Genomic DNA, 20,320 nt, shown 5'->3' on the forward strand with positions numbered 1-20,320 from the left:
CTCAAGGCCTCATCCTTCGTAATGATCGCGCACCAGCCGGTCGAGCAGCCGGACGCCGAAGCCGGAGCCCCAGGACTGGTTGATCTCGCTGGGCGGCGAGCCCATCGCGGTGCCGGCAATGTCGAGATGCGCCCAGGGTGTTTCCTTGACGAAACGCTGCAGGAACTGCGCGGCGATGATGGCGCCACCATAGCGGCCGCCGATGTTCTTCATGTCGGCGTTCTTGGAATCGATCAGCTTGTCGTATTCGGATCCCAGCGGCATGCGCCACAGCCTCTCCTGCGTCGCCTGCCCGGCATTGGCCAGCCTCTCGGCCAGTTCGTCATTGTTGGAGAACAGGCCGGCATAGTGCTGGCCGAGCGCCACCATGACGGCGCCGGTCAGCGTCGCCAGATTGACCATGAAAGCCGGCTTGAAACGGTCGTTGCAGTACCAGAGCGCATCCGCCAGCACGAGGCGGCCTTCGGCGTCGGTGTTGAGCACCTCGATGGTCTGGCCCGACATCGAGGTGACGATGTCGCCGGGGCGCTGGGCGTGTCCGTCGACCGCGTTCTCGACCAGGCCGATGACACCGACGACATTGGCCTTTGCCTTGCGCGCGGCCAGCGCATGCATCAGGCCGGTGACGGCAGCAGCACCGCCCATGTCGCCCTTCATGTCCTCCATGCCGGAAGCCGGCTTCATCGAATTGCCGCCGGTGTCGAAGGTGACGCCCTTGCCGACAAAGGCGACGGGGGTGGCCTTGGCCTTGCCGCCGTTCCACTGCAGGACGGCCATGCGGGCGCCGCGCGGCGACCCTTGAGCGACGCCGAGCAGCGAGCCCATGCCGAGCTTCTTCATTTCCTTCTCGGTCAGGATCTCGACGGTGACGCCGAGAGCCTCGAGTTCCTTGGCGCGGGCGGCGAATTCCACCGGACCCAGCGCATTGGCCGGCTCGTTGACTAGGTCGCGCGCCAGAAGCACGCCGTCGATCACCGCCACCTCATCGGCGAAGGCCTTTTTCGCGGCGGAAGGATCGGCGCAATGGATGGTCACCTTTGCCGGCTTCTTCGGCTGGCCGTTGTCCTTGTCCTTTTTCGTCTTGTATTTATCGAAGGCATAGCTGCGCAAAAGGATGCCCGCCGCCACGCTCGCCGCTTGCCTGCCACCGGCCTGGGCGCCCGGAACGTCGAGCACGACGGCGACCTCGGCTGCCTTGCGCAGCGACGCGGCGATGCTGCCGCCGAGTCTTAGCCATGCATGATCGTCGAGGCTGGAGGCCTTGCCGGCGCCGACCGCCACCAGACGGTCGAGTGCAGTTCCTTCCGGCGCGAACACCTCGACGACGCTGCCGAATTTGCCGGAGAAATCCGCCGCCGGAAAGGCCCGCGCAAGCGTGCCGGCCGGGTCGCAGGCCTTGGCGGCATCGCTGACGCCGCCATCGTCCGCCGCCAGCACAAAGACGCTGCCCTTCCTCGACGTTGCGGTCTGGGGCGCGGCGAATTTGGCGAAGGCGATCGAAGGTTTCGAATTCATCAGGTGCTGCTTTCAGGGATGCTGGGTGCCGGACAACGGCTTTCAAGAGTGCGCGACATTTGGTCGTTTTACGGCATTTGGCAAGACTTTGGCCGAAATCGCAGCCTATAAGCGCACCTCGACCATTATCGGATTCGTCGCGGCATGACCCCGCTCCCTTGTCGCAACCTATTGTTAACCATTAATGTTTTGCATTTTTTATCTATTGGAGCCGACACTCCACGCGCCGGGGCGAGTGATGTGGGACGAGAAACCGGATCGAGCCGCCAGTGGAGCCAGTTGTGCAGGCGTCGCCGGATGACTACCTTGTCCGCGGGCATGATGCCGTTCGGCAAAATCGAGAAAGCCTTCATGAAGGTCGTTGAACGCTACATCATGCGTCGCACAGCGGCGGTCTTTCTGGCTGCGCTGACCTGGACGCTGGCGATCGTGTGGACGACGCAGGTGCTGGCCAAGATCGACCTCGTCACCGACAGCGGCCAGTCGGCGCTGACCTTCTTCGAGGTCGCGGCGCTGATCATCCCGTCGATCATCCCGATCGTCGTGCCGTTCGCGCTGGTGGTGGCGGTCGCCCAGACGCTCAGCGTCATGAACACCGATTCGGAACTGGCCGTGATCAATGCCGCCGGCGCCTCGCGCTGGACCATCGCGCGGCCGATCTTGCTGCTGGCGCTGGCGGCGAGCGTCTTTTCCTTCGTCGTCGACAATGGCGTCGACCCCTATGCCAGGCAGAAGAACCGGCAGCTGGTGGCGGCTTCGCGCGCCGACCTGGTGTCGCTGATCATCCAGGAAGGCACGTTCCGCAAGATCGACGACGGCCTGTTCCTGCAGGTCGGCGAACGGCTGCCCGACAACAGGCTGGGCGGCATCTTCGTCGCCGATTCGCGCGAGGAAGGCGCCAACCTGATCTATTACGCCAAGAGCGGCAGCATCGTCGAAAAGGGCGACGAGAAGGTGCTGATGATGAATGACGGCGTCATCCATCGCAAGACGCTGACCGGCGACCTCTCGGTCATCCGCTTCACCTCCTACGCCTTCGACCTCTCGGCCTTCATGTCGGCCGCCAACGAAATCACGCTTCTGCCGAAGGACCGCACGACCCAGTACCTGCTCAACCCGAGCCCGAACGACAAGATGTTCCAGCGCAATCCGGGCGGCTACTCGGCCGAACTCGAGCAGCGTTTTTCCGAATGGTCCTACTCGCTGGTGTTCGCGCTGATCGCGCTGGCGGTGGCGGGCGACGCGCGTTCGCATCGCGAGGCGCGCATCCACCCGCTGATCACCGCAATCGTCATTGCGCTGTTCGTGCGCTGGCTTGGTTTCTTCGCCGCCGGCAAGGCCGACAAGGTTCCGCAATATGCCTATATGGTCTTCGGCGTGCCGATCGTGGCCTCGGCGATCTCCGGCTGGTTCATCCTCTCCTCGAGGACCATGGAACTGCCGGTCGCCTGGGCGGACTGGATGACGAACGTCGCCGGCCGCGCCAGCGAAACCTGGACGGCCCTCAAGCTGCGCTTCGCCAAGCGCGGCGCCTCCGGCCAGGGAGCCGGCTGATGGGCTGGACACGCTGATGGGCTGGACTCTGGGCCGCTATTTCTTCTTCCGCTACGTGTCGATCACGGTGTGGTTCTTCCTCGGCCTTTTGGCGCTGGTGTTCCTGATCGACTTCACCGAGCTGTCCGGCCGCACGACCGGCCTGCCCGGCTTCACCTATGGCACGGCATTCGCCATTTCGGCGCTCAGGATGCCGATGATTATGCTGCAGACAGTGCCGTTCGTCGGCCTGTTCTCGGCGATGGCGACGCTGGTGTCGCTCAACCGCAAATACGAGCTGGTCATTGCCCGCTCGGCCGGCGTCTCGGCCTGGCAGTTCCTGTTGCCGTGCTGCATCGGGGCGCTGATGGTCGGCATGCTGTCGGTCGGCGTGCTCAACCCGGTGGCGGCGCATGCCTTCTCCTGGTCCGAGCGGATGGAGAACCAGCTGCGCGCCGGCAAATCCAACACCGTTTCGGCCGACTCGACGCCTTGGATCCGGCAGAAGACCGCCTCCGGCGACACCATCATCGGTGCCCGCGCCATTCTCAACCAAGGCCTGGAGATGGCGGATACCGTCTTCTTCGTGCTCGATCAGCAAGGCAACATCGTCGAGCGCAAGGACGCGGCGCGGGCCTTCCTGCGCGACGGCTATTGGGAATTGCAGGACGTCAAGGTGTTCAAGGACGGCACCATCCGCTCGGAAGCAACCGACCGAGTGGACACCAATCTGAAGCCGGAATTCGTGCAGGAGCGCCTTGCCCGCCCGGAAACGATCCCCTTCTACGACCTGCCGGGCAAGATCGAGGTTGCCCGTTCCTTCGGCCTCAAGGCAAATGCCTTCGCCATGCAGTTTGATTCGCTGGTGGCGTTGCCGTTCCTTCTCGTCGCCATGACGCTGATTGCGGCAACAGTATCAATGCGATTTGCAAGGATGGGGCAGTCGGCGACGATGATTCTGGGTGGCGTCCTCGCCGGCTTTCTGCTTTATGTCGTTTCGGTATTGGTCAAGGCATTCGGCGTGGCGGGATTCGTGCCCACAGCCGTGGCTGCATGGGTTCCGGTTGTCGTGGCTATGTTCTTCGGGGTGACGTTCCTGCTTTACAAGGAAGACGGCTAGTGAGGGAGGCGGTTTTGCGCAGCCATAGGCAGGCCGGTTTGGCACGCCTTTATGGGGCGAGCGCCTTGGTATGCCTGTTCGCCTGCGCTGTCCCGCTGGCCCCTGCGCTGGCGCAGGACGTCACGGACATGGCGACGAACGTTCCTTCCGGCTCGCAGATGCTGCTTGCCGCCGATACGCTTGTCTACAACAACGACGATCAGACCGTAACCGCCGTCGGTGCCGTGCAGATCGACTATGGCGGCAACAAGCTCGTCGCCCAGCGTGTCGTGTACAACCGCAACACCAAGCGCATGGTCGCCAGCGGCGCCGTCGAGATCATCAACAGCGACGGCACCAAGATCAATTCCGAGCATATCGACATCACCGACGATTTCGCCGACGGCTTCGTCAACGCGCTGCGTGTCGAAACCCCGGAAAAGGCCTACTTCGCCGCCGAAAGCGCCGAGCGCATGGGCGGCGTGCTGACGACCTTCCATAACGGCGTCTACACGGCCTGCGAACCCTGCGAGGACAAGCCGGACAAGGCGCCGACCTGGCGCGTCAAGGCGCGCAAGATCATCTGGAACGGCGAGAAAAAGACGGTTCGCTTCGAGAACGCGAATTTCGAGTTCTTCGGCTTTCCGCTTGCCTATTTGCCGGCATTCGAGATCGCCGACCCGACGGTCAAACGCAAGAGCGGCTTCCTGATCCCCGGCATCAACTACAAGACCGACCTCGGCTTCGGCGTCAAAGTCCCCTATTACTTCGCATTGTCGCCGACCTACGACCTCACCGTCACCGGGACCGGCTACACCAAGCAGGGCTTCCTCGGCGAGGCCGAGTGGCGCCAGCGCTTCAACAATGGCGAGTACACGCTGAAGATGGCCGGCATCCGGCAGGAGAACCCGGAAGAGTTCATCAACAGCAGCGGCTTCAATGTCGATTCGGGTGCTGACGGCGATCCGAACAAGTTCCGTGGCATGATGGGCACCAAGGGCCAGTTCGCCATCAATCCGCGCTGGAATTTCGGCTGGGACGTGCTGCTGCAGAGCGACAAGAATTTTTCGCGCACCTACTCCATCGACGGCTTCAGCGACGTCACGCACCAGTCGACGATCTACCTGACCGGCCTCGACGGCCGCAATTACTTCGATGTGCGCGCCATGCGCTTCGAGGTCCAGGAGAACACGCTGGCGAGCGACCCGTCCGCGCGTGCTGCCCAGCAGCCATGGGTGCTGCCGTCGCTCGACTATGCCTATATCCCAGACATGTCTGTCGCCGGCGGGCAGTTGTCGTTCAACGTCAATGCGCGGGTCATCAGCCGCGACCGGCTGGATCAAGCCTTCGAGACTGCCTATGACGACAGCACGCCCGTCGAGCGGGTGCGCGGCATCGAAGGCCAGTCGAGCCGCCTTACCGCCGAAGCAGAATGGAAGCGCACCTTCACCACCGATGGCGGCCTGCAGCTGACGCCGCTGCTGGCGCTGCGCGGTGACGCCGGCTATGTCAGCGCGACCTCGAACTCGCTCGCCGCCATCAACGAGATGGCGACGAATCTTGGCGTAGACGACAACATGCGCACCTCGCTGTCGCGCTACATGGCGACCGCCGGGCTCGAAATGCGCTGGCCGGTGCTGTTCTCGATGCCGAGTTCCAGCCATATCGTCGAGCCGATGGCGCAAGTGTTCGTGCGCCCGAACGAGCAATATGTCGGCGGTCTCGCCGTGCCCAACGAGGACGCGCAGAGCTTCGTCTTCGACGCCTCGACACTGTTCGAGCGCGACAAGTTCTCAGGCTATGACCGCATGGAAGGCGGCACCCGCGCCAATGTCGGGTTCCGCTACTCCGGCGCCTACGACAATGGCTGGAGCACCAACGCGATCTTCGGCCAATCCTACCAGCTGGCCGGCCAGAATTCGTTCTCGGCGCCCGACCTCGTCAATGTCGGCGCCTATTCCGGACTGGACAAGCCGACTTCCGACTATGTCGGCCTGATCGGCTTCAACAGCCCGAGCGGCTTCTCCGGCTCGCTCAGCGGCCGTTTCGACGAACAGAGCTTCGACGTCAGGCGTGCCGAGGTGAAGGCCGCCTATTCCGGGCTGCCGATTTCGCTCAGTGCCAAATATGCCTTCATTCAGGCGCAGCCGCTCTACGGCTTCACCAACGATCGCCACGAAGTCACGCTCGGCGCCTCGACGCACCTTGCCGAGAACTGGCGCGTCTTCGGCACCGGCACCTACAATCTGGAGCAAAACGTGCTGGTCAAGGACGGTGTCGGCTTTGCCTATAACGACTCCTGCTTCACCTATCTGATGACGTTCTCCGAATCCCGTGACTCGATCACCAAGGAAGTGTCGCAGAATGTCGGCTTCAACCTGTCGTTCCGCACGCTCGGCGATTTCGGCACGTCACAGAGCTCGATCGACACCATCCAGTAGAGACGGGCCAGTAGACACGGGCCAGTAGCAGACGGGGTCATGCGCTGGTGACATCGTTTCGCCGTATAGAGCGGGCACGGGTTTCGATCACAGCGCACGACCCCGAAAATCGAGATCGATTTTCGGAAAGCATCATGCGCAAAGTTAAGATGCTACAGCGTCCTTTGCGCGTCCGAGGAACGCGCGGCGCTGTAGGAGCGGGATGGAATATTTGGGATGCTTTCGATGAGGAAATATCTGTTTTCGGCAGGATTCGCGCTGCTGATCGCGGCAACCTCGATCTCGATTACGGTCATGACGCCGCCGGCTTTCGCCAGCGAGATCAAGTACGTCGTCAACAACGTGCCGATCACCTCCGGCGACATCGCGCACCGGGCCGCGTTTCTGAAACTGCAGCGCAAGAAGGGCAACGCCGCCCAGGAAATGATCGACCAGACGCTGCGCATGGCCGAGGTCAAGCGCCTTGGCATCCGGGTCACCGATGAGCAGGTCGACGCCGCCTACCAGCGCTTCGCCACGAACAACAAGATGCAGCTCAAGCAGCTCGACGGCGTCATGGCGCAGTCGGGTGTCGGCAAGGAGCATTTCAAGGAATTCATCCGCGCCCAGATGGCCTGGAACCAGGCGCTTTCGGCCCGTTATCGTTCGGGTGACGGCGGCTCCGTGACCGAACAGGACGCCGTCAGGCGCATGCTCGATAAGGGCGGCTCCAAGCCGACTGCCATGGAATACATGCTGCAGCAGGTCATCTTCGTGGTGCCGGCTTCGGAGCGCAGCGCAACCCTTGGCAAGCGCAAGCGCGAGGCCGATGCCATGCGCGCCCGCTTCAACGGCTGCAACACCACGCGCGAATTCGCCAAGGGCCTGATCGACGTCACCGTTCGCGATCTCGGCCGGGTGCTGGCGCCGCAATTGCCGGCGGAATGGGCCGACCAGATCAAGGCCACCAAGGTCGGCGGCGCCACCGCCACGCGCGAGACGGAGCGTGGCGTCGAGTTCATCGGCATCTGCTCGTCGCGCGAGGTCTCCGACGACAAGGCCGCGCAGATGGTGTTCCAGAGCGAAGGCAACAACGACAAGAACGCCGACGATCTCAGCAAGAAGTACGTCGAGGAGCTGCGGAAGAAAGCCCGCATCGTCGAGCGCTAGGCCGTGCTCGGACAAGACAGAGTCCTGCCCTCTCTCGGTCCGAACGGGTCGGCCGGCGAAGCAGCATAGACATGCGCCGGACAGATGCCCCGCTGGCCTTGAGCGTCGGCGATCCGTCCGGTGTCGGCCCGGAGATCGCCATCGCCGCATGGCAGGCCGGTGACAGCGCCGGCGTGCCGCCCTTCTATCTGCTTGCCGATCCAGCGCTGATTGCGGCACGGGCGCGCCAGATCGGCGCCAACGTGGCGATCGCGGAAACCATGCCGGAGCAAGCAGCGCGGATCTTTCACCGCGTGCTGCCGGTCGTGCCGCTCGATGCCACCCAGATCGACAGGCCCGGCAGGCCTGACAAGGCCAACGCCGCCGGCACGATCGAGGCTATCGACCGCGCCGTGGCCGACTGCCTCGGTGGCCGCGCCGCGGCGGTCGTCACATGTCCGATCGCCAAGAAGCCGCTCTACGACGCCGGCTTCCGCTTTCCCGGCCACACCGAATATCTGGCGCATCTGGCCACGCTCCACACCGGCGTCGAGGTGACGCCGGTGATGCTGCTTGCCGGCCCCGAATTGCGCACCGTTCCGGTCACCATCCATATCCCGCTTTCGGAAGTGCCGAAGGCGCTGACGACCGAGCTGATCGTCGCCACGGCCCGCATCACCGCCGCCGACCTCGAAAGCCGCTTCGGCATTGCCAGGCCGAGGCTGGCGATTGCCGGTCTCAACCCGCATGCCGGCGAAGGCGGCTCGATGGGCCTGGAGGACCAGCGCATCATCCGTCCGGCGGTCGACCAGTTGAGGGCGGAAGGCATCGACGCCTTCGGGCCGCTGCCGGCCGATACGCTGTTTCATGCCCACGCGCGCGCCAGCTATGACGTGGCGCTGTGCATGTATCACGACCAGGCGCTGATCCCGGCCAAGGCGCTGGCCTTCGACGAGGCGGTCAACGTCACGCTCGGCCTGCCCTTCATCCGCACTTCGCCCGACCACGGCACCGCCTTCGACATCGCCGGCCAGGGCATCGCGCGCGCCGACAGCCTGATTGCGGCGCTGCGGCTTGCCCGCAGGCTTGCCGATAGCGGGGCGGAAGCAGCGGCCGCATGAGCGCATCTGCATGAGCATCGACGGGCTGCCGCCGCTGCGCGAGGTGATCGAGCGCCATGGGCTGCAGGCGAAGAAGGCGCTTGGCCAGAATTTCCTGCTCGACCTGAACCTGACCGGCAAGATCGCGCGTGCCGCTGGCGACCTCACCGAGACCACGGTGATCGAGGTCGGCCCCGGCCCAGGCGGGCTGACGCGGGCGCTGCTTTTCAGCGGCGCCAGGCGGGTCGTCGCTATCGAGCGGGACGAGCGCTGCCTCGAGGCGCTGGCACAGGTCTCGAACCACTATCCAGGCCGGCTCGAGATCATTGCCGGCGACGCGCTGAAGACGGATTTTTCCGCTCTTGCCGAGGGCGCCTCGGAAGGCGGCCCGGTAAAGATCGTCGCCAACCTGCCCTACAATATCGGCACCGAACTGTTGATCCGCTGGCTGACGGTGACGGCATGGCCGCCCTTCTATGCTTCGATGACGCTGATGTTCCAGCGCGAGGTGGCCGAGCGCATTGTCGCTAGCCCTGGCAGCGACGCCTATGGCCGGCTTGGCGTGCTCGCCGGCTGGCGCACCGAGGCGAGGATCGCCTTCGACGTGCCGCCGCAGGCGTTCACGCCGCCACCCAAGGTGACGTCGTCGGTGGTGCATCTGGTGCCGCGCGCCAGCCCCTTGCCGGCCGACGTGAAGAAACTCGGCCGCGTCACCGAAGCCGCCTTCGGCCAGCGCCGCAAGATGCTAAGGCAGAGCGTGAAAAGCCTCGGAGGGGAAGCACTCCTGATCCGTGCGGGCATCGACCCGACGCGGCGCGCCGAGACGCTCAACGTCGAGGAATTCGTGCGGCTGACGAATACGGGTTGATGCCGACTCGCCTCGACTGGAATCTTTGCGACTGAGGCATAGATAGTGCGGCAAACGTGCCTGGAGCGCCCGATGCCTGCCTATGTTGTTTCCGATGTCACAGTCCGCGACCGAGACGCGTTCGAGGGCTACCGAACACGCGCCGCGGCCTCCATCGCCCTGCATGGCGGGCGGTATCTGGTGCGTGGCGGCGCGGTGGAACGACTGGAAGGCAACTGGGATCCCGGACCGCTGATCATTGTCGAATTCCCCGACATGGAGCGGGCGCGGCGCTGGTACCTCTCGGCTGAATATGCGGCAGCGCTGGAATTGCGCGATGCCGCGCTCAGCCGGAACCTCATTCTGGTCGAAGGGATCGCTCTGTAAGCGAGTTGGCTTACTCGGTCTTCTCGTCCAGCAGCCCCGAGACGAAGTCGAAGAGACCGGGCCGGCGGTCGCGTCTCAGCCGCTCGGCGATGACGATGCCGCGCACTTCGGCGAAGGCGCGATCGAGATCGTCGTTGACGATGACGAAATCATATTCCTTCCAGTGCTCGATCTCGTTGCGGGCGTTCTTCAGCCTGGTCTCGATCACAGATTCCTGGTCCTCGGCGCGGCGCTTCAGCCGCGCCTTCAACTCCTTCATCGACGGCGGCAGGATGAAGATCGAGACGATGTCGGCGCGCATCTTCTCCTTGAGCTGCTGCGCGCCCTGCCAGTCGATGTCGAACAGCATGTCACGGCCTTGTGCCAGCGCCAGCTCCGCGGGCTCGCGAGGCGTCGCGTAGCAATTGCCGTGCACCTCCGCCCATTCGAGCAGCGCATCGGTATCGCGCAGCCGTTCGAACTCGCGCATGGTGCGGAAATGGTAGTGAACACCCTCGATCTCGCTGCCACGGCGCGGCCTGGTGGTGACGGAAACCGACAGTTCCAGGCTTGAATCGCTTTCCAGAAGATTGCGCGCGATCGTCGACTTGCCGGCGCCGGATGGCGACGACAGAACCAGCATCAGCCCGCGGCGGCGGATGCGGGAACCCAAATCCCTGGCGACCATTCGGGCTACTCCAGATTCTGGACCTGTTCGCGAAACTGATCGACGACCGCCTTCAGTTCGAGCCCTATGGCGGTCACCGTCGCGGCATTCGACTTGGAGCACAGCGTATTCGATTCGCGGTTGAATTCCTGCGCCAGAAAATCGAGCTTGCGGCCGATGGCGCCGCCATTGGCGAGCAGCACCCGACCCGAGGCGACATGCGTCTTCAGCCGATCGATCTCTTCGCGTATGTCGGCCTTGGTGGCGAGGAAAGCCGCTTCCTGATGCAGCCGGCTGGCATCGAGATTGGCGGAGGCATCCAGCAGCAGGCGGACCTGCTCGGCGATGCGCTCACGGATCGCCGCCGGCTCGCGCGACGGATCGGCCTCTGCTCTCAGCGTCAGCGCCTCGATGGCGTCGATGTGGCCGCTGAGCAGCGAACGAAGTGCATCGCCCTCGCTCTGGCGCGCCTGCTCCAGCCCGGCGAGCGCCACGTCCAGCGCCGACAGGATTGCCGCATCGAGCGCAGCCCGCGCCTCGTCGGTCTCGATGGCTTCGGGAATGTCGAGCACGCCACGCAGCGCGAGCAGCCCGTCGGCTGTCGCAGGGGCCACGCCGAACTGCTCCTGCAGCCGCTTGGCCAGCCCCGCCAGGTCCTTCAGGAAGGCCTCGTTGACCACCGGCTGCACCTGCGCGCCGGCCGCACGGCCGACGGTCAGCGTCGCCTGAAAGTTGCCGCGCGAAAATCGCTTCTGCATCGTCTGCCTGACGGCCGGCTCCAGCCGCTCAAAACCTTGCGGCAGCCGCAACCTGACCTCGACGCTCTTGCCGTTAACCGACTTGACCTCCCAGGCGATCGAGGTGCCCTGGTGTTCGGCTACCGCCCGCGCAAAACCGGTCATACTCTGCAAATTCATGATGCCCGTACGCCCCTTGGCGCGTGATCCAGGAACCCATTCCCGATCAAACCACGCGCGGCTACAAAATGCCGAAACGTCCAATGCCTTCAAGCCGGCGCTGCACGTTTTCTTCAAAAATCAGCGCATCGCTTGCGTTAAAAACCCGCAACGGACGATTTCAAAAACCACCCGGCGCTACTGGGCGGCCCCCGCATCGCCGCCGGCGTCGCCGCTATCGCCAGCATCGGCGGGCGCATCGGTCTGGCCTTCCACCTTGGCGGCTCCCGCCTTGGCGGCGTCATCGGCCTGCTTCTTCTGCAGTGCCCGGTAGCGGGCGACGTTCTGGTTGTGCTCTTCCAGCGTCGAGGCAAAGACGTGGCCGCCGGTGCCGTCGGCGACGAAATAGAGGTCGTCGGTCTTGGACGGGTTGGCGACCGCCTCGAGTGCCGCACGGCCCGGATTGGCGATCGGCGTCGGCGGCAGGCCGTTGATCAGATAGGTGTTGTAGGGCGTCTGCTTGTCGATGTCCGACTGGTAGATCGGGCGGTCGGCGGGTTTGCCCTTGCCGCCGAACAAGCCGTAGATGATCGTCGGATCGGACTGCAGCCGCATGCCCTTGGCCAGCCGGTTGAGGAAGACGGCGGCAACGCGCGAACGCTCGTCACCCTTGCCCGTCTCCTTTTCGACGATCGAGGCCAGCGTGACGAAGTCGTCGATATTGGCCAAAGGCAGGTCAGGCGCGCGCCGCTGCCAGACCTCCTCGACAAGCTTCTTCTGGTCGGCAAGCAGCTTGTCCACAATCTGCTGGCGCGAGTAGCCGCGCGTAAAGCGCAGCGTGTCGGTGGCAAGACTGCCTTCGGGCGGAATGGTCTTGGGCATGTCGCCGCTCAGCGTATCCTCTTGGGCAACGCGCAGCAGTGCCTGCTCGACCGTCAGCCCCTCGGGAATGGTCAGCGAATACATCACCGACTTGCCGCTCTTCAAAAGCTCCATGATGTCTCGCATCGAAGCCCTGGGCTTGATCTCGTACTCGCCGGGCTTGAGCACCGCATCATTGCCATAGGCGCGCACGCCGAGACGGAAGATCCGGGCGTCGCTGATCAGTTCGCGCCGCTCGAGCTGCTCGGCGATGTCCTGGACGGGCGTGTTCGGCTTGACCAGGAAGGTATCGCCGGCGGCCGACGGGCCGGGCTCGTTGAAGGCCTGCTTGCCGAAATAGAGCGCGGCGCCAGCAGCCAGAACGATCAACATCACCATCGAGATGACGAAGTTCATAAACACGACGACCTGGCTGCGCGAGGCGCGCGAGCGCTTCGGCGGCGGCGTGCCGACCTCGGGCCGCAGCGCCTCGGCGGCCGTCTTCGGTACGATCGGACCGGATGCGGCCTGCTGCTGTCCGAATTCTCCGTCGCCCGGATTTGTGTTCATAGCGCCCTACCATCTGTCATTTCGACGAATCCCCTGGGGCAGAGTAGGGGCGAATATGGCAAAATTGACGACAGGGCGCGGGAGCGCCTGCCGGCCCGTCGTTCAGCCATTGTAGCGTTGGAAGACGAGCGAGGCGTTGGTGCCGCCAAAACCGAAGGAATTGGATAGCGCCACGTCGATCTGTCTGGAACGCGGCGTGTTCGGCACAAGGTCGATCGCCGTCTCGCGTTCCGGGTTGTCGAGATTGATGGTGGCCGGCGCAACGTTGTCCCTGATGGCGAGGATCGAAAAGATGGCCTCAGCCGCACCCGCTGCACCCAGCAGATGGCCGATCGACGACTTGGTCGACGACATCGAGATTTTCGACGCCGCGTTGCCGACCAACCGCTCGACGGCGCCGAGCTCGATCGTGTCGGCCATGGTCGAGGTGCCGTGCGCGTTGATGTAGTCGATGTCGGCGGGCGACAGCTTGGCCCGGTTCAGCGCCGCCGTCATGCAGCGGAACGCGCCATCGCCATCCTCGGCCGGTGCCGTGATGTGGTAGGCGTCACCAGTCAGGCCGTAGCCGGTGACCTCGGCATAGATTTTCGCGCCGCGCGCCTTGGCGTGTTCGAGCTCTTCGAGAACGACGACACCGGCGCCCTCGCCCATGACGAAGCCGTCGCGGTCGCGGTCATAGGGACGGGAGGCTTTTTCCGGTGTCTCGTTGCGCTCGGTCGACAGCGCCCGGCAGGCGGCGAAGCCGGCAAGCGAAAGCCGGGTCACCGGCGACTCGGCGCCACCGGCAAGCATCACGTCGGCATCGCCGAAGATGATCAGCCGAGCAGCATCGCCGATGGCATGCGCGCCGGTCGAGCAGGCTGTGACGACGGCGTGATTGGGGCCCTTCAGCCCGTGCCGGATCGACACTTGCCCGGACACCAGGTTGATGATGTTTCCCGGAATGAAGAACGGGCTGATGCGGCGCGGTCCGCGCTCGTGCAGGATCAGCGCGTTCTCGGCGATGCCCGCGAGGCCGCCGATGCCGGAGCCGATCATGACGCCCGTGGCGCAACGCTCCGGATCGGTCTGGGGCTCCCACCCGGAATCTTTCAGCGCTTCGTCGGCGGCCGCGATCCCGTACAGGATGAAGTCGCCGATCTTGCGCAGCTCCTTCGGCTCGAGCACGGCTTCGGGATTGAGCGTGCCATTGGAGCCGTCACCGCGCGGAATGACGTGGGCGACCTTGCAGGCAAGATCCTCCACTTCGAACTCGGTGACGCGCTTGGCGGCGCTGCGGCCGGTCAGCAGTTCCTTCCAGCTATGCTCGAAGCCCATGCCAAACGGCGAAACCAGGCCAAGGCCCGTGACGACGACACGCCTCATCGCAGGTCCTCCCCGGTGATGCCTGCGAAAAGCCTCAGGCCGAGGCCTTGTCGATGTACTTCACGGCATCGCCGACGGTCAGGATGGTCTCGGCCGCATCGTCCGGGATCTCGACGCCGAATTCTTCTTCGAACGCCATGACGAGTTCGACCGTGTCGAGGCTGTCAGCGCCCAGATCGTCGATGAAGCTCGCCTGCTCCGTCACCTTGTCGGCGTCGACGCCAAGATGCTCGATGACGATCTTCTTGACGCGCTCTGCGGTGTCACTCATTTGGGGCATCCTCGTCTTTTGGTTGTCTGTCTTCGTTAGCGGGCGGAATGCCGCTAATCAAGCTGAAAGATGGTCCCGCCGGAAACACAACAAACAGGACCGGTTTTTGCCCGAACCGCCGGGTTGCGGGCCGCATTACACGAAAAATGGCCGAGGTCCAAGCCGAAATGGCTGTTTTCACAACCGCCGGACCTTGGTCCGTCAGATCATGGCCATGCCGCCATTCACATGAATGGTTTGGCCAGTCACATAGGCCGCTTCGTTGGAAGCGAGATAGGCGACCGCGGAGGCGACTTCGGCGCTGGTGCCCATGCGCCGGGTCGGGATCGCCGCCATGATCGTCTCCTTCTGTTTGTCGTTGAGCTTGTCGGTCATGGCCGATTCGATGAAGCCCGGGGCGACGCAGTTGACGGTGATGTTGCGGGTGGCGATCTCCTGCGCCAGCGACTTGGAAAAGCCGATCATGCCGGCCTTGGACGCGCAGTAGTTGGTCTGGCCGGGATTGCCTGTCACCCCGACCACCGAGGTGATGTTGATGATGCGGCCATGCCTGCGGCGCATCATCGGATGGGTGAGCTCGCGCGTCAGCCGGAACACGGCGGTGAGGTTGACCTCCAGCACCGCATCCCAGTCGGCATCCGACATGCGCACGAACAGGCCGTCCTTGGTGATGCCGGCATTGTTGACCAGGATGTCGACGCCTTCGAGATCGGCCTCCGCCTTCTGGCCGAGCGCCTTGACCTCGTCGCGGTCGGACAGATTGGCCGGAAACAGTTTGACCCGGTCGCCGAGCTCGGCGGCCAGCGTCTCCAGCTTCTCGACGCGCGTGCCGTGCAGGCCGACGATGGCGCCCTGCGCATGCAGCACGCGGGCGATCGCCTCGCCGATGCCTCCGGTTGCGCCGGTGACAAGCGCCTTGCGGCCGGTCAGTTCGAACATTTTTGTCTCCTGAATCTCAGAGGACACCCTTCACATGGGTGGGGTCAAATCGCCAGTGGATTATGCAAGCGTCGCCAGCGCCGCCTCGACGTCTGCCGCCGTGCCGACGGCGGCGGTGGCGACATCGCGGTTGATGCGTCGTGCCAGTCCCGACAGCACCTTGCCGGCGCCGACTTCGTAGAGCATCGCAACGCCGTTGGCGCCGAACCATTCCACTGTTTCACGCCAGCGCACGCGGCCGGTCACCTGTTCGACCAGGCGGCGCGCGATCTCGTCGGGGTCGCTGGTCGGCGTGACCGTGACATTGGAGACGACGGGAACAACCGGCGCGTTCTTCGCCACGCCGGCCAGCGCCTCGCGCATGATCTCGGCCGCCGGCGCCATCAGCGCCGAATGGAAGGGGGCCGAGACCTGCAGCATCAGCGCACGCTTGGCGCCCTTCTCGGTGCACAGTTTCGCCGCCAGTTCGACCGCGGCCCTGGCTCCCGAAATCACCAGCTGGCCGCCGCCATTGTCATTGGCGATCTGGCAGACTGAGTCTTTGGCGGCTTCAGTGCAGGCAGCTTCGACAACGGCTTGCTCCAGGCCGATGATCGCCGCCATGGCGCCCTCGCCGGCCGGCACCGCCGCCTGCATGGCGTTGCCGCGTACGCGCAGCAGCCGCGCCGCATCGGCCACCGAAACGAAGCCGGCGGCGGCAAGGGCGGAATATTCGCCGAGCGAATGTCCGGCTACGTAAGACACCTTGTCCTTCAGCGAAAAGCCGCGCGCCTCCAGCGCCCGGATAGCGGCCAGCGACACCGCCATCAGCGCCGGCTGGGCGTTAGCGGTCAGCGTCAGCGTCTCTTCCGGGCCCTCCCAGATCAATTTCGACAGCTTTTCGCCGAGCGCGTCGTCGACTTCCTCGAAGACCTTGCGCGCTTCGGGAAAGGCATCCGCCAGGTCCTTGCCCATGCCGACAGCCTGGCTGCCCTGTCCCGGAAAGGTGAATGCGACGGCCATTTTGGCTTCTCCAGAGGCTGGTTTTTCCCTGCCTGTGACGCAAGGCGGACGGCCAAGTCAAGCCCGCGGGCAGCGTTTCAGCCTTCGTTGCGGCCGGAAAAACCGGCCGAGTCCCTGTTCCGAAAGCCTTTTTGGCGATCACACCTGATGAAAACCGCTCACGAATCGTTTGCTGGCTCTTCTTATTTTCGCCACAGCCGCTAGCTTTTGCATGACAGTTCTATGACAGATCAGTGACGCGAGTGGAAAGACGCGTTGCGTGGGCCGGGGGAAGTGAAGTGGCAAGGATCAGGAAAGGCGTGACCAAACCCGCGCCACAGTTTCTGGAAGGCGATCCGTCCACCGGCTATCTGCCGGGGCGGAAGTGGCCCGTCGTCCGCTATGGCCTGATCAGCCTGCTCGCCTCCGCCATACTGGTTTTTGCCATCGAATGGATCGTGCGCGGCGACTTTTACGGCACGGTCGGCTTCTTCCTGCAGCCCTTCAAACCGGGCTGGACCACCATCATCGTCTTCGCGCTGGTGCTGGTCGGTCTCGATGCCGTACTCGGCCGCAGCCACCAGAGCCTGATGATCGTGGCGCCGCTGACGCTGGTGCTGGCCTTTGTCGGTCATCAGAAATCGCACTATCTCGGCGACCCGCTCTATCCGACCGATTTCCTGTATTCCAGGCAGATCATGTCGCTGATGCCGCTATTGGTGCGCGAGCGGCCGATGACTGCTCTCGCCATCGCGATCGGCATCGTCGGCGGCCTGTCGTTGCTCGTCTATGGCTGGCGGCAGTGGCGGCGCCGGGTTCCGATCCTCAGCCGCAAGGGCCGTCTCGCCAGGCTGACGCTGACCGTGCCGCTGCTCGCCTTCTTCGTCTCGATCATGGACTACGCCACCTTCTCGTGGACCCGCGACCGGCTGCAGATCATCCCGATCATGTGGGACCAGAAGGAAAACTACGCGTCCAACGGGTTCGCGCTGGCCTTCGCGCTCAATGTGCCGATGGCGCATGTCTCGGCGCCGGCGGGCTACTCCGACAAGGCGATCGCGGCGATCGACAGGCCCGGAGTGACGGCATCGGTGCCGGCCGAGAAGCCCGACATCATCATCGTCATGAGCGAATCCTTCTGGGATCCGACCAAGCTGCCCGGCGTCACCATCACGCCGGATCCGATCCCCAATGTGCGGGCGCTGCGCTCGGGCTACATGTTCTCGCCTGAATTCGGCGGCATGACCGCAAACATCGAGTTCGAGGCGTTGACCGGCTTTTCCAATGCCTTCCTGCCGGCCGGCAGCATCCCCTACCAGCAATATGTGCGCTCGCCGACGCCTTCGCTGGCCACCTTCCTGAAGAGCGAAGGCTACAGGGCGCGCGCCATTCACCCCGGCACCAACTGGTTCTGGAACCGTGGCGCGGTCTATGCCGATTTCGGCTTCAACGATTTCCGCTCGGAAGAGACGCTGCCGCCGATGCAGAAGCGCGGACCGCTGGCTTCCGATGCAGCAATGACAGACGAGATCATCCGCGAGGCCGATGCCAGCGAAGACCCGGTCTTCTTCTTCGCCGTCAGCCTGCAGAACCACGGCCCCTACGAGCCGTATCGCTATTACAATCCGACCCACAAGGTGCAGGCGCCGATCAGCACTTGGGCGCGGGAATCGCTGCTCAGCTACACCGAAGGCTCCGCCGATGCAGACCGCGGCCTAGAGCGCCTGATCGAGTGGGCCAGGAAACGCGAGCGGCCGACGGTGATCGCCTTTTTTGGCGACCATCTGCCGCCGCTCGGACCGGTCTATGTCGAGACGGGATTCATGAAAGACAATGTCGCGCCGCGCAAGGAACCGGCCGACCAGATGCTGGAGCATCACCAGACGCCGTTGATCATCTGGTCGAACCGCACCGGTCCGGCCGAGGACATGGGCGCGGTCAGCCCGGCCTTCCTGCCCTATCACATCCTGACCACGGCCGGCATCACGCACCCCTATTACACCGGCTTCCTCGGCGCGCTGCGCGAACGCTACCGCGTCGTCGACCGCAACCTTCTCTTGACGCCGGCCGGCGAGGCGACGCCCGACTGGGCGCGACAGAAGAAGATCGACCCGGCGATCAACGATTTCCGCCTGCTGCAATACGACATGATGTTCGGCAAGCGCCGCGCGGCGCCCGACTTCTTCCCCGAAACGGTCGACAAGGCGGTCGCCCACACCAGCTGAGCCTGGTGTCTTCGGCCCTGCGACGCCAAGGACGCGGTCTGCAACGCCGCCCGGCCTGTCGGGAGCTAGTCAAGTTGTCCGGTTTGGTAGCACATCATTTGTCCGCTTCAGTTTTGCGTCGAAGCGGTTCACGCGGCTTTGCCGGTACAGCGTGGCTCTTGGATTGCGGCGCCGTCGGGCATGTATCGAGCAATGCAGCGTGGCCCATGGAAGACCGCGAGCGTCCCATCCGGGTAGTGCCTGATCTTGACCGTTGCTTTGACGAAGTGATGTCGGATCGGGCTGTGCGGGAGCTGCAATCGCAGCCGCGCGAAGGCGACTGTGTTGTCGCGGGCAACAACGCGCTCCTCCTCGATGCACAGGATCTGCGCCAGTTGCTGCGGGTCGGCGGCGACAAAGGCGCTGTCTTCAACCGTGGCCGGCCTGGCGAAGCGGGCGTTGTGAGCCGGCAGATAGGTCTGTGCGATGAAGTGGTTGGCGGCCTGGATATCAGCAATGCCGGCTAGTGCCAGCTCCTTGGGCAGCCGGTCCTGCAAGGTGGAGAACATCCGCTCGGAGCGTCTGGCTTCAGGCGAATAGGCCGCGATATGCTCGATGCCCAGGTGCCGCAGCGCCCGCCCGACTTGGGTCAGCCGGCTCTTGTCGACCGCCTCGCCGGCCTTGAGCGTCACGAAATAATGGCTGCCGCGATCGGTGTAGAGGCTCGACGGCAATCCCTTGGCGACAAAGGTCTCCAGAAGGCCCTGCAAGCTCGACGCCGTGCCTTCCTCCTCAATCAGGAAGGCCGAATAGATCGTGCTCGTCGCGTCGTCCAGCGTCACGATCAGGTCGAGCATCGGCTGGCTTTCAAGCCAGGCATGCCGGCTGCCAGCCTGATGCAGCATCATCCCCTCGCATGGCTTCCTTTCGCGCTTGCGCCGGTGAGCACCGCGCCGCTTGGCCCGTTCCACAAGGCCCGCCGCGTGAAGCTGCGTCTTGATGAAGGTGTAGCCCCAGCTGAAGTTGTGATCGCGCAGCAGGTGCTCGTGGAAATGCTTCACATTCCACCCAAGGTAACGATGACGATAAAGTTCCAGCATCTCTTCAAGCGCTTCCGCAGGCACCCGACGCGTCGAAATCTTGCCCAAACGCCGATCAAGCAACCCAGCTTCCCCAGCCTCTTCGTAGCGGTCGCGATAACGCCGAAACTGCCGTTCCGACATGCCAAGCAACTCACCAGCCTCCATCATCGAAAGATCGCCGCCATTCCAACGGCTCAAAACGTCCCGAAACTTCTGCATTCTCCGGCCCTGTAGCCATGCTGTCCGTCTCATCCTCAGCCTCCATCGGGCTGCAGATAAAACCGGACAACTCATGTGCTACCTAATCCGGACAACTCATGTGCTTACGACACACAACGCCGCCCGGCCTTGCCTTCCCCGGGAATTGCTGTATAGACGCCCGCAATCTGCCGGTCCTTGCTGGGGGCTGAACGGAGGGCCGTTGCTTTTTTCGAAAAGCGGTGTGTGAAGCCAGA

The 20,320-nt window shown here is 64.0% G+C and carries 18 protein-coding genes; 9 read left to right on the top strand and 9 right to left on the bottom strand.

Annotation, left to right across the window (positions count from 1 at the left end; genetic code table 11):
* Positions 1–9: 9 nt before the first annotated feature.
* Entirely contained in the window at positions 10–1,515 is a 1,506-nt protein-coding gene (locus D3227_RS22705) for a leucyl aminopeptidase (protein WP_120016530.1), read from the bottom strand.
* A gap of 25 nt (positions 1,516–1,540) precedes the next feature.
* On the opposite strand from D3227_RS22705, the gene D3227_RS43815 reads away from it, so the two are divergent.
* The 8 genes from D3227_RS43815 to D3227_RS22740 all read left to right on the top strand — a co-directional run bounded on the left by D3227_RS43815 (position 1,541) and on the right by D3227_RS22740 (position 10,050).
* Positions 1,541–1,663: a hypothetical protein gene (locus D3227_RS43815; RefSeq protein WP_281034939.1), complete on the top strand. Its 123-nt coding sequence runs from the start codon at positions 1,541–1,543 to the stop codon at positions 1,661–1,663.
* Positions 1,664–1,866: 203 nt separating this feature from the next.
* The gene (lptF, locus tag D3227_RS22710) at positions 1,867–3,069 is read left to right on the top strand and encodes an LPS export ABC transporter permease LptF (RefSeq protein WP_120016628.1); all 1,203 of its coding nucleotides are present in this window, start codon (positions 1,867–1,869) and stop codon (positions 3,067–3,069) included.
* 13 nt (positions 3,070–3,082) lie between these two features.
* Positions 3,083–4,168: an LPS export ABC transporter permease LptG gene (gene lptG / locus D3227_RS22715; protein ID WP_208646417.1), complete on the top strand. Its 1,086-nt coding sequence runs from the start codon at positions 3,083–3,085 to the stop codon at positions 4,166–4,168.
* Positions 4,168–6,588, top strand: coding sequence for an LPS-assembly protein LptD (locus tag D3227_RS22720; RefSeq protein ID WP_167480803.1), 2,421 nt, complete (start codon positions 4,168–4,170; stop codon positions 6,586–6,588). Before lptG ends, D3227_RS22720 begins: the two co-directional genes overlap by 1 nt.
* Positions 6,589–6,804: 216 nt before the next feature.
* On the top strand, positions 6,805–7,737 hold the full coding sequence (locus D3227_RS22725) for a peptidylprolyl isomerase (RefSeq protein WP_167480804.1): 933 nt from the start codon (positions 6,805–6,807) through the stop codon (positions 7,735–7,737).
* Between the two features lie 71 nt (positions 7,738–7,808).
* Positions 7,809–8,837, top strand: coding sequence for a 4-hydroxythreonine-4-phosphate dehydrogenase PdxA (gene pdxA, locus D3227_RS22730; protein ID WP_120016532.1), 1,029 nt, complete (start codon positions 7,809–7,811; stop codon positions 8,835–8,837).
* A 10-nt stretch (positions 8,838–8,847) separates the two neighbouring features.
* Positions 8,848–9,684, top strand: a complete 837-nt coding sequence (rsmA, locus tag D3227_RS22735) for a 16S rRNA (adenine(1518)-N(6)/adenine(1519)-N(6))-dimethyltransferase RsmA (RefSeq protein ID WP_120016533.1) — start codon at positions 8,848–8,850, stop codon at positions 9,682–9,684.
* A gap of 72 nt (positions 9,685–9,756) precedes the next feature.
* Positions 9,757–10,050 (top strand): DUF1330 domain-containing protein, encoded by a 294-nt coding sequence (locus D3227_RS22740; protein WP_120016534.1) that lies wholly within the window; start codon positions 9,757–9,759, stop codon positions 10,048–10,050.
* Between the two features lie 10 nt (positions 10,051–10,060).
* Here D3227_RS22740 and gmk read toward each other — a convergent pair whose 3' ends face one another.
* From gmk to fabD, 7 genes are all read right to left on the bottom strand, one after another.
* Complete coding sequence (gene gmk, locus D3227_RS22745) at positions 10,061–10,717, bottom strand: guanylate kinase (RefSeq protein ID WP_120016535.1); 657 nt, start codon at positions 10,715–10,717, stop codon at positions 10,061–10,063.
* 5 nt (positions 10,718–10,722) lie between these two features.
* Positions 10,723–11,613, bottom strand: coding sequence for a YicC/YloC family endoribonuclease (locus tag D3227_RS22750; protein ID WP_120016536.1), 891 nt, complete (start codon positions 11,611–11,613; stop codon positions 10,723–10,725).
* A gap of 177 nt (positions 11,614–11,790) precedes the next feature.
* Positions 11,791–13,023, bottom strand: coding sequence for an endolytic transglycosylase MltG (mltG, locus tag D3227_RS22755; protein WP_120016537.1), 1,233 nt, complete (start codon positions 13,021–13,023; stop codon positions 11,791–11,793).
* A gap of 102 nt (positions 13,024–13,125) precedes the next feature.
* Positions 13,126–14,388: a beta-ketoacyl-ACP synthase II gene (fabF, locus tag D3227_RS22760; RefSeq protein ID WP_120016538.1), complete on the bottom strand. Its 1,263-nt coding sequence runs from the start codon at positions 14,386–14,388 to the stop codon at positions 13,126–13,128.
* 34 nt (positions 14,389–14,422) lie between these two features.
* The gene (locus D3227_RS22765) at positions 14,423–14,659 is read right to left on the bottom strand and encodes an acyl carrier protein (RefSeq protein ID WP_006203723.1); all 237 of its coding nucleotides are present in this window, start codon (positions 14,657–14,659) and stop codon (positions 14,423–14,425) included.
* Positions 14,660–14,860: 201 nt separating this feature from the next.
* On the bottom strand, positions 14,861–15,598 hold the full coding sequence (gene fabG / locus D3227_RS22770) for a 3-oxoacyl-[acyl-carrier-protein] reductase (protein WP_120016539.1): 738 nt from the start codon (positions 15,596–15,598) through the stop codon (positions 14,861–14,863).
* 60 nt (positions 15,599–15,658) lie between these two features.
* The gene (fabD, locus tag D3227_RS22775; protein ID WP_120016540.1) at positions 15,659–16,600 is read right to left on the bottom strand and encodes an ACP S-malonyltransferase; all 942 of its coding nucleotides are present in this window, start codon (positions 16,598–16,600) and stop codon (positions 15,659–15,661) included.
* 278 nt (positions 16,601–16,878) lie between these two features.
* Here fabD and D3227_RS22780 point away from each other — a divergent pair, with 278 nt between their 5' ends.
* Positions 16,879–18,804 carry an LTA synthase family protein gene (locus tag D3227_RS22780; RefSeq protein WP_120016541.1) on the top strand — a complete coding sequence of 642 codons (1,926 nt, stop codon included), beginning with the start codon at positions 16,879–16,881 and terminating at the stop codon, positions 18,802–18,804.
* A 128-nt stretch (positions 18,805–18,932) separates the two neighbouring features.
* Here the strand turns inward: D3227_RS22780 and D3227_RS22785 are convergent, their stop codons facing one another.
* Positions 18,933–20,159, bottom strand: coding sequence for an ISNCY family transposase (locus D3227_RS22785; protein WP_342634007.1), 1,227 nt, complete (start codon positions 20,157–20,159; stop codon positions 18,933–18,935).
* Positions 20,160–20,320: the final 161 nt, after the last annotated feature.

Origin of the sequence: Mesorhizobium waimense, assembly GCF_003601975.1 — a bacterium.
GTDB classification, from domain to species: Bacteria; Pseudomonadota; Alphaproteobacteria; order Rhizobiales; family Rhizobiaceae; genus Mesorhizobium; species Mesorhizobium waimense.